Annotated in this window: 12 protein-coding genes and 1 riboswitch; of the genes, 3 read left to right on the top strand and 9 right to left on the bottom strand. The window is 66.4% G+C overall.

All coding sequences use genetic code 11. From position 1 onward, the window contains the following. The first annotated feature begins 51 nt into the window (after window positions 1-51). Window positions 52-486 carry a pyrimidine dimer DNA glycosylase/endonuclease V gene (locus tag AC062T_RS00505; protein WP_476026355.1) on the top strand — a complete coding sequence of 145 codons (435 nt, stop codon included), beginning with the start codon at window positions 52-54 and terminating at the stop codon, window positions 484-486. Window positions 487-670: 184 nt separating this feature from the next. Here the strand turns inward: AC062T_RS00505 and AC062T_RS00500 are convergent, their stop codons facing one another. Then, window positions 671-1,042, bottom strand: coding sequence for an iron chaperone (locus tag AC062T_RS00500; RefSeq protein ID WP_476026353.1), 372 nt, complete (start codon window positions 1,040-1,042; stop codon window positions 671-673). Between the two features lie 48 nt (window positions 1,043-1,090). After that, window positions 1,091-1,624, bottom strand: a complete 534-nt coding sequence (locus AC062T_RS00495; RefSeq protein WP_476026351.1) for a hypothetical protein — start codon at window positions 1,622-1,624, stop codon at window positions 1,091-1,093. A gap of 149 nt (window positions 1,625-1,773) precedes the next feature. Further along, window positions 1,774-1,836, top strand: a riboswitch (guanidine-III (ykkC-III) riboswitch). Window positions 1,837-1,850: 14 nt separating this feature from the next. Here AC062T_RS00495 and AC062T_RS00490 point away from each other — a divergent pair. Then, window positions 1,851-2,177 carry a DMT family transporter gene (locus tag AC062T_RS00490; protein ID WP_476026349.1) on the top strand — a complete coding sequence of 109 codons (327 nt, stop codon included), beginning with the start codon at window positions 1,851-1,853 and terminating at the stop codon, window positions 2,175-2,177. Here AC062T_RS00490 and rlmC read toward each other — a convergent pair. The 4 genes from rlmC to AC062T_RS00470 form a co-directional block, all read right to left on the bottom strand. After that, window positions 2,174-3,304 carry a 23S rRNA (uracil(747)-C(5))-methyltransferase RlmC gene (gene rlmC / locus AC062T_RS00485; RefSeq protein WP_476026347.1) on the bottom strand — a complete coding sequence of 377 codons (1,131 nt, stop codon included), beginning with the start codon at window positions 3,302-3,304 and terminating at the stop codon, window positions 2,174-2,176. The two genes, AC062T_RS00490 and rlmC, sit on opposite strands and share 4 nt — an antisense overlap. 189 nt (window positions 3,305-3,493) lie before the next feature. Beyond that, a complete protein-coding gene (locus AC062T_RS00480) occupies window positions 3,494-4,282 on the bottom strand; it encodes a 2-keto-4-pentenoate hydratase (RefSeq protein ID WP_476026345.1) in 789 nt (262 codons plus the stop codon). Window positions 4,283-4,284: 2 nt separating this feature from the next. Then, entirely contained in the window at window positions 4,285-5,322 is a 1,038-nt protein-coding gene (gene dmpG, locus AC062T_RS00475; protein ID WP_476026343.1) for a 4-hydroxy-2-oxovalerate aldolase, read from the bottom strand. Further along, window positions 5,319-6,260, bottom strand: a complete 942-nt coding sequence (locus AC062T_RS00470) for an acetaldehyde dehydrogenase (acetylating) (RefSeq protein ID WP_476026341.1) — start codon at window positions 6,258-6,260, stop codon at window positions 5,319-5,321. Before AC062T_RS00470 ends, dmpG begins: the two co-directional genes overlap by 4 nt. A 150-nt stretch (window positions 6,261-6,410) precedes the next feature. On the opposite strand from AC062T_RS00470, the gene AC062T_RS00465 reads away from it, so the two are divergent. Continuing rightward, on the top strand, window positions 6,411-7,181 hold the full coding sequence (locus AC062T_RS00465; RefSeq protein ID WP_476026339.1) for an IclR family transcriptional regulator: 771 nt from the start codon (window positions 6,411-6,413) through the stop codon (window positions 7,179-7,181). A 10-nt stretch (window positions 7,182-7,191) separates the two neighbouring features. On the opposite strand, the gene AC062T_RS00460 is transcribed toward AC062T_RS00465, so the two are convergent. The 3 genes from AC062T_RS00460 to AC062T_RS00450 all read right to left on the bottom strand — a co-directional run bounded on the left by AC062T_RS00460 (window position 7,192) and on the right by AC062T_RS00450 (window position 9,240). Further along, complete coding sequence (locus AC062T_RS00460) at window positions 7,192-7,635, bottom strand: VOC family protein (protein ID WP_476026337.1); 444 nt, start codon at window positions 7,633-7,635, stop codon at window positions 7,192-7,194. A gap of 219 nt (window positions 7,636-7,854) precedes the next feature. Beyond that, window positions 7,855-8,364, bottom strand: coding sequence for a DUF2243 domain-containing protein (locus AC062T_RS00455; RefSeq protein ID WP_476026335.1), 510 nt, complete (start codon window positions 8,362-8,364; stop codon window positions 7,855-7,857). A gap of 12 nt (window positions 8,365-8,376) precedes the next feature. After that, window positions 8,377-9,240, bottom strand: coding sequence for a cytochrome c oxidase assembly protein (locus AC062T_RS00450; protein WP_476026333.1), 864 nt, complete (start codon window positions 9,238-9,240; stop codon window positions 8,377-8,379). Window positions 9,241-9,330 lie beyond the last annotated feature (90 nt).

Raw genomic sequence — 9,330 nt, 5'->3', positions numbered from 1 at the left:
CCACTAGCGTTAAGTAATGACGCCTTTTTCGCTGGGTGATGCGAGCATCCGATGAGGCTGTGGTCGGTGCATCCGAGCCTTCTCGATCGCCAGGCTCTCGTCGCGTGTTGGCGGGAGGGCCTGCTCGCGCAGTCGGTGATCGGCAAGCAGTCTGGCGGCTACAGCAATCATCCGCAGCTCGCGCGATTTCGGGAATGCGATGACCCGATGGCCTCGCTGGGCGCTTTTCTCTCGGCAATCGTGGACGAAGCGGATGCCCGTGGCTATCGATTCGCCCGCGAGAAGATCGTGGGCCGGGGCGCGGTGCCGCCGATCCCGCTTGCGGAGGGTCAGCTCGCGCATGAATGGGGCCACCTGCTGACCAAGCTGCGGGTGCGCAGCCCTGACCGCGCCGCAGAGCTTGCCTCGCTCGTGCTGCCGCCAGCGCATCCGGTTTTTACGGTGGTGCCGGGCCCGATCGCGTCGTGGGAGCGCCCGCTCGGCTGAAGCGCCTCAAGAGCGCCCCGAAGCGCCCCTAGCGCACCCCTAAAGCGCCCCCAGCGCCACTCTTGCGCGATCCGCCTCGTGAGGGGTCCCCAATGCATGCTCAGGATGCTCGCGAAGGCGCATTCCGGACCCCTCGGCGGGAACTGGTCGCGGCGACGGCCAACGTGCGGGCCAGCCCCGGGCGCTACCTCACCAGGGTGCGACGCGTGATTTCTGCGGCGGCTTTCGTGATCAGCGACTCCGGCAGCGGGAGGCCGTAGACAAAGTTCACGGAGTCTTTGCCGGAGCGGTAAGGCGCGATCTCCTTCTCGAGTTCGCCCGCAAAAACCGGCACGGGATACATGCCGATGTGCTTCTTCCACGCGCCAAAGTAGATGCCATAGCGCCCATTGATTGACACCCGCACGATTCCGTAGCTGATCGTTTCGGGAGCATCCGTCGCCCCGCCCTCGGTGATTCCCGCGTGGATGGCCAGCTGCACCCTGCGGAGCATCGCCTGCACCTCGGCATCGAACGATGCGATGTAGTCGTCAACGGTTTCGGGCTTCTCTGCCATGATTCCTCCAGATGAACGGATGTGGCGTGGGCGGATGCCGCGCTGCGGTCAGGCTCCTGCGGGTGGGTCGATGAGCAGCGAGGCGCGCTCGTCGAGGTAGCGGGCGAAGTCGATGGATGTCGCGGGCGTGGCGCCTGCGGTCCACCGCACGAGAGCGCGGCCATCGTGCACGTAGACCCTGCCGGCTGCGCCGGTCAGGGCTTCGGGGTCGAGCGTCACCGGCCGGGCGTCGAAGTTGACGGTCTGCCCCGGTGCGAAGCCGCCGCGCACGGCAGCCGCACGGTGAGCGCGCCGTTCCTCGCCCGACGCGGACTGGTAGTTGGGGCGGCCCGGCTCCACGGCGCGAGTGCTGATACCGGCCTCATAGAGGGTCCCGTCGCGAGCGAGGAGCAGCACGCCCAGGTGCCACACCCTGGCAATCTCGCGCAGCAGAGGCTCGCGCTGCACGAACAGGATGCGGCGCGGCGTAACCATCTCGGCGAGCGTCTCATCGGCGACGGCAGCATCCGCGAGTCGCTTCGTGGTGGCCGCGATGGCATCGCGCATCGCGGCGATGGTGGCATCGGCTGCTGCGGCGTCCATGGTGCGCTCCTGAAAGACTGGGGGCTTCCAGCCTAGAACCGCAGGCTGCCCTGCCGCTTGCGGATGCGCTTGCGGATGCGCTTGCGGATGCGGTTGTGCTTGCACAGGCCCTGTTCACATTCGCCAACCCGAGGATTGCTACCCTGGGGGCAGGGTCATCACCGACCCCCGGACGACGGTTCAGTACCCGGAACGCGACAAGACTGGCCACGGGAGTTGAATCGTCATGGCATGGATCATTCTGATCGTCTCAGGAGTTCTCGAAGCCGTCTGGGCCACCGCCCTCGGCAAGTCGGAGGGCTTCACCAAGCTCTGGCCGACCGTCATTTTTGGCGTCACGCTGGTGGCCAGCATGGTCGGGCTCGCGCTGGCAATGCGGGAGATCTCGACAGCAACGGCCTACGCGGTGTGGGTGGGCATCGGCGCCTCAATTACGGTGATCTACGCGATGATCACGGGTGATGAGCCGGCGTCCCTCATCAAGATTTTGCTCATCATGGGCCTCGTTGGTTGCATCGTCGGCCTCAAGGTGGTCAGCGGCGCAGAGCACTAACCCCGGCTCGGCACGCGTTCGAGCAGCACGATCGCCTCGTAGTGATTCGTGTGGGGGAACATGTCGAGCACCCGCGCCCGCGTCGGCACGAGGGAGGGCATCGCGGCGAGATCGCGGGCCAGAGTGACCGAGTTGCAACTGGAGTAGACGACGGTCTGCACTGAGGATGCTTCGAGCCAGCCGCTGAGGTCTGGCCCGATTCCACGACGAGGCGGGTTCACGATCACCAGGTCGGGAGCTTCGCTGGATGCCAGGGCAAACGCCGTGGCATCCGCAGTTTCGAAGGCAATTCCTGGCAAGCCGATGCTCGCGGCCCGCGCGCTTTCGATGGCTTCGGCGCTGACCTCGATTCCCGTGACGGTGCGGCCGGGCGCTGCGCAGTGCAGCGCGAAACCGCCGACCCCGCAATAGAGGTCCCACACGCTTGCGGGGTTCACCGAATCGACCCATTCGCGCGCCTGGCGATAGAGCGCGGAGGCGATCGCGGTGTTGGTTTGAAAGAAGCTTTGCGGGCGCAGCGCGAGCTCTACATCGCCGACCCGCATGGGCAGTGTGCTCTGGGCGGTCAGCAGAATCTCGTCGAACCCCTCGATCGCCGCCCGATGCTCCGGCAGCAGGTTGGCGCTGGTCACGCGCAGGGAGGGCACGCGCTGCTCAAGCCACGGAAGGTGCTTGCGGATGCGCGGCAGCGACTCGCTCGACCGCAACACGAATCGCAGCATGAGGTCTCCGTCGGCCGATTCGGTGAGCAGAACGTTCTTGAGTTCGCCGCGGCGGGCCGCAACGTCATAGGGCACGAGCCCCGCGAGCGTAATGAAGTCGGCGATGCCGGGGAATGCGGCGGTGAGGCCGGGTTGCAGAATGCCGCATCCCTGCAGGTCGATGCCCCGCATCTGCCCGTCGAGAAGCCCCAGGGTTGGCGCGTCGACGGTGCCGCCGACGACCATTTTGGCCTTGTTGCGAAAGCCCGATTCCGCACTGGCGACGGGGGGCATCCACTGGATGCCCGGGTGGGCGGCGAGCATCCGCTGGCAGTGGGCATGCTTATCGGCCAGCTGTTCGGAGTACGGCTGGGGGAGGAGGGTGCACGAGAGGCAGAGACCCGCGTCGAAGTAGGAGCACTGCATGGCCGCCCAGTCTAATTTGCCGGTGCTGGCATGAGCTGTCAGGCGAACCGCCGAGGGGTCCCTAATGTGTGTTCCGCGGCGTCGGGAAGGCACATTTGGGACCCCTCAGCGAGAGGTGGGCGGGAGTTACGCGAGCCCGCCCGCGAGCCCGGGAGCCCGGGAACCCGCGAGCCGCGAGCCCGCCCGCCGCTACGCGAACGTGACCTCGAGGGTGCCGAGCTCGCCGAACGACGCCGAGATGGTGTCGCCGGGGGCGATCGCCACGGCGGCCGTGATGGAGCCGGCCATGATGAGTGAGCCGGCGGGCAACGTCTGCCCGAGCGCGCCCAGCGTGTTGGCCAACCACAGCGCGCCCTCAAGCGGATGCCCGAGCACGGCCGCGCCAACGCCCTCTCCGACGATCTCGCCGTTGCGGGACATGGCGACCGGCAGGGCGGCGAGGTCGACGGTGTCGAGGGTCGCGGTGCCCACGCCAACCAGAACGGCTCCGGATGACGCGTTGTCGGCGATCGTGTCGGCGAGCGTGATCTTCCAGTCGGCGATGCGCGAGTCGATGATCTCGAGCGAGATGACCGCGTGGTCAACCGCATCCTTGAGGTCGTCGATCGTGAGGCCGGGGCCCGTGACATCTTTGCCGAGTACGAAGGAGATCTCGGGCTCGATGCGCGGCGCGATGAATCCGGCGAGGGAGACCGGTGCCGAAGCATCCAGCAGCATGTCGTCGAACAGGTGCCCGAAGTCGGGCTGATCGACGCCGAGCTGCTTCTGCATTGCGAGCGACGTGAGGCCAACCTTGTAGCCGATCACGCTGCGGCCGGCGTTCTTCCACGCGGCGACCTGGTGCATCTGCACCCCGTAGGCGTCCTCAACGGTCATGTCGGGCGCCGTTGCCGTGAGCGGCGCGATCGGCTGCTGCGTTTCGTGTGCCGTGAGCAGGGCGGTGCCGAGAGACTCAGTGGCCGTGGTGGTCAGGCTCATTCTCATGCTCCCTTGCGTGCGTCGAGTAGGTCGAGGGCGACGTCGACGATCATGTCTTCTTGCCCGCCCACCATGCGGCGGCGGCCGAGCTCGAAAAGGATCTCCATCGTCGAAATGCCGTACTTGGCGGATGCTGCTTCCGCGTGCAGCAAGAAGCTGGAGTAGACGCCCGCATAACCCAGGCTTAGCGTCTCACGGTCGACCTGCACGGGGCGAACCTGAAGCGGGCGAACGATGTCGTCGGCCGCGTTCATGAGCGCGACGAGGTCGGTCCCGTGGTTCCAGCCCATCTTGTCGGCGACGGCGATGAACACCTCGAGCGGGGCGTTGCCTGCCCCTGCACCCATCCCCGTGAGGCTCGCGTCGACGCGGTTGGCGCCGGCCTCGACGGCGGCGACCGAGTTGGCGACGCCGAGCGACAGGTTGTGGTGGGCGTGAACGCCGATCTCGGTGCTGGGGTCGAGCACATCGCGCAGGGCGTTGACGCGGTCGGTCACGTCGTTCATGGTCTGCGCGCCGCTGGAGTCGACCACGTAGATGCACTGGGCGCCGTAGCCCTCCATGAGCTTGGCCTGCTTGCCGAGTTCAGCGGGGGTCGTCATGGCGCTCATCATGAGAAAGCCCGTGGTGTTGAGCCCGATCTCGCGAGCGGTCTCAATGTGCTGAGCCGAAACATCCGCCTCGGTGCAGTGCGTTGCAACACGCACGTAGCTGACGCCGGCGGATGCGGCGCGCTTGAGGTCGTGGATCGTGCCGACACCCGGCAGAAGCAGGGTGGCGATGGCGATGTTCTCGGCGACCTCGGCGGCGGCCTCGATCCACTCGACGTCGGAGTGTGCGCCGAAGCCGTAGTTAACGGTGGAGCCGGCGAGGCCGTCGCCGTGCGCGACCTCGACGCTGTCGACGCCGGCCTTGTCGAGGGCCGAAACGATGTCGCGCACGTTCTGCAGCGTGTACTGGTGGCGAACGGCATGGCTGCCGTCGCGCAGGGTTACATCCGAGATGAAGAGCTTGTCGGTCGTGGGGTCGAATGCGGTCATGCTGCCGCCTCCTTGTTCATGCGCAGGGCCATGGTCTCGGCGGTGCGCAGGGCGGCCGAGGTCATGATGTCGAGGTTGCCGGCGTAGGCGGGCAGGTAGTGGGCGGCGCCCTCTACTTCAAGAAAGACGCTCGTCTTGAGCCCCGTGAACGGGCCGAACCCCGGGACGACGACGGGAGTTGTGATCTCGTCGAACTGCACGCGCTGCTTGTGGCGATAGCCGGGAACATACGAGTTCACCCTGGCGACCATGTCTTCGACAGCCTTCTCGATTGCGGCGCGGTCGCCATCCTCGCTCAGGGTGAAGACGGTGTCGCGCATCATGAGGGGCGGCTCGGCGGGGTTCAGCACGATGACGGCCTTGCCGAACTGCGCACCGCCCACCTTCACGAGCGCCTCCGAGGTTGTTTCGGTGAATTCGTCGATGTTGGCGCGGGTTCCGGGGCCAGCCGACTTGCTGGCGATCGAGGCGACGATCTCCGCGTAGGCGACGGGAACCTGGCTGGCGATGGCCGAGACGATCGGGATGGTGGCCTGGCCACCGCACGTGACCATGTTCACGTTGGAGGCGTCGAGGTTCTCTTCGAGGTTGACGACGGGCACGCAGTAGGGGCCGATCGCCGCAGGGGTGAGGTCGATGAGGCGGATGCTGGGCTTGGCCGCGAGCAGCTTCTCTGAGTTGTAGACATGGGCGCGGGCCGAGGTGGCGTCGAAGACGAAGTCGAGGTCGGCGAAGAGGTCGTGCTCGATGAGACCGTCCACGCCTGAGGAGATCGCGGCGATGCCCATGCTCGCGGCCCGGCGCAGGCCGTCGGATTCGGGGTCGATGCCCACGAGGGCGACAACTTTGAGGGTTCCGCTGCCGCGGAGGATCTTGATCATCAGGTCGGTGCCGATATTGCCGGATCCGATGATGGCCGCGGTAGCGACGTGGCTCATGCGGTGCCTTTCTGTGGGAATTACGCGCGAGCACTCGTTCGAAGTTTCGGCGTCTGTTCTATATATCGAACACGGTTGACGTGTCGATGTCAATTGGGCGCGCATCCGCCCGCATTTGCGCCTGCCGCCGCAGCCGAGTATTGATTAGGCATGGCCCGCCTCACTCCCGCCGTCGTGCGCACCCTCGACATCCTCGAGCTGTTTCTCGACGGCGACGCCCCGCTCAGCGCGCCCGACGTGGTTCGACTCACGGGGCTGCCCCGAACATCCGTGCATGAACTGCTCGCAACGCTCGTCGCCCGCGACTACCTGCAGAAGGACGAGAGTGGCGCCTATCGGCTCGGGGTGCGCCTGCTGCAGCTGGGCAACGCCTACTCGTCTCGCTTCGACATGCTCACGGCAGCTAACGAGGCGGCGCGCGAGCTCTCGGCGCGGCTGGGAGAAACCGTGAGCGTGGCCGTGCTCGAAGGCGCCGACGTGTTCTACCTGGCCAAAGTCGAAGCGCGCGACAACCTGCGGCTGCCCTCAAGCATCGGCCACCGCCTGCCCGCCAACGCCACAGGGCTCGGCAAGGCGATGCTCGCGTATGTGTCGCCGCCGCGGCTGCGTGAGCTGTTTCCGGATGTCGGCCAGCTGCCCGTGATGACCGCCAGCAGCATCCGCACCCTGCCTGAGCTTGAAGAGAACCTCGCCGGCGTGCGCGAGAGCGGCGTGGCGTTCGAGCGCGAAGAATCGACGCCCGATGTCAGTTGCGTCGCGGCCCCCGTGCGCGACTCGACCGGAGCGGTCGTCGCCGCGATCAGCGTCTCGGTGCCCACCGCCCGCTTCGCTCAGCGCGCCGAAAACGAGTGGGCTGACGAGGTGCGAGCCGCGGCCGACGAGTTTTCGGCACGACTGGGGTTCGCGGCGCCTCGGCGCTGACGGGCCCGTGTCAGGCCCCTCCGTCCGTCCCGTCCATCACATTGGTGCCATCCGAGAGCACCTCAGAGAGGATGCCGAACAGGTTGTTGTCCGGGTCGAGAATGTAGGCGGTGCGGCCGATTCCCTCCATGTCCTCAAGCGCCATCGCCTCGGTGCCCCCCAGCTCTAGGGCCTTAGCGAAGGTCGCATCGGCATCTGCCACGCCCACCACGATGTTGCAGCCGTTGATAGCCGAGCCGGGTTCAGGTCGCGGACCCTCGCGCTCGGTAAGCCCGCCGTTGATGCCGTGGCCCGGCTGCCGCGCCGTGTTGATTGCCCCGTCGCCGGTGTCGATCATCCAATACGACATTTCGCCGTACTGGGTGAACTTCCAGTCGAAGAGCTGCGAGTAGAAGTCGAGGAGTTTTTGTGGTTCTGTCGCGTGGATTTCGAAGTGCACAACGAGATTCGCCATGATGCCTCCTTGCATTGGTGCCAGGATGCTACGCCAGCCCAGGTGCGCAAGCCAGGCCCTCCCCCTGAGTATTTTGCCGAGCAGGGCCGTGCGCCCCGTGCACCCCGCCCCGTGAGGGGTCCCATATTCGTGCCCGACAGCATCCGGAAGCCGCATTTCGCGCCCCTCGCGCGGGCGGGTGGGCGGGCGACCCAGTGCGAGGGCTAGCGGGCTGGATGCTTACACGGCGTCCGGCTGGCTCGGCACAGCCGTCGGCAGCGGGCGACCCTTTCTCGAGAGCAGCACGGTCATTCCGATTCCGACGGCCAGAAGGATGATCGCCGCAGCATTCCACGCGATGTCGTAGGGCACGATGTCGACCCGGTAGCGGATCTGATGCAGGCCCAGCAGCTTGTGGTCGACGATTCCGTCCCAGAGTTGAAATAGGCCGAGCCCCACGATGAAGCCCGCCCAGGCCGCCCCCGTCCAGAATGTGCGCCGCCGTCGGGCGTCGAGGAGGAGAAAGAACCCGGCGACGAGGGCGAAGAGTTCGGCGGCGTGCAGGAGGCCGTCAGAGGCCAGCGCGATATCGGGCGTGGAATTGTCGTAGAAGTGGTGCCACGCCAAGATCTGGTGGAACACGATCTCGTCGATGGCCGCCATTACGGCCATCCCGATCAGGAACGCGCCCCAGAACGATCGGTTCCGCACTGCTGACCGGTGCATCCGTTCTGTGGTTCGGTCTGTCATGGCTTTCTCCTCTCATCGGTGGTCTGCAGACAGCGCGCCCGCGGGATGAAATGTTTCAGGGTTTGTTCGGCGCAGCTCATGCCCTGTGCGCCGGTAAAGCTCTGCGCAGAGAAGCACGATCAGGAAAAAGTCGACGGCATCCCCGCCGTAATACATGAGTTGGGCGCCGAACTGCACATCAGCCGCGCTGAATTCTGGCGGGGGGTATGCGTAGAGCAGCTTTGCCAGCACGCCGTGGGCGGCCAGCGAGAGCACCAGCACGGTCGCCCGCAACGGGAACGACGCGCGATGCGGCGACGGGTCGACCAGCACCAACGATGCCGTGTACAGCACGCCGGCGGCGAGAAAATGAGCCATCACGAGCAGGTGCAGAAGTGCGTTGTTCTGCATCGCCTCGAACAGCGGCGTCCGGTAGACAACCCACATCCCGCCAACGTTCAGCAGGGCCGCCACCACGGGGTTGGTGACCGTGCGGGCGGGGGCGCTGTTCAGGAGTCGGCTCAGCCTGCGGGCTGGCACAACGGAGAGGGTGCGCAGAGCCAGGGTTACGGGAGCCGCCAACACCAGAAACAGCGGGGCGACCATGCCCACCAGCAGGTGGGCGAGCATGTGCCCGGTAAAGCTCGTGTGCGACCATGACGCGATGGGGCCAACAAATCCGCACGCGGCCGCGGCCATGCCGGCCACCCAGAACAGGCTCCTGAACCACGGCCACCGCCGTCCGCGTCGCGCCTGAATCGCCGTTGCGACCAGGTAGGCGGCCGCGGCGAAGAGGAACGGCCAGAGGAGCACGACGTCGACCAACCAGGCGCCGGGGGCACCCGATCCGTGATGCTCATGGGTGTTATAGACCACCAAGACAGGCCTCACCGTCATCCACCGAGACTTCTCTTACGCCTAGGGACGCTAGTCCAGTGGGTCGGCCGCGCACACCTACCGGCGTCGGTTCTGCGTGAGGCCCTTCAC

The organism is Homoserinimonas sp., from assembly GCF_056262345.1.
The sequence above is the reverse complement of the archived record's forward strand: the minus strand, read 5'-3'. Positions and strand labels throughout refer to the sequence as shown.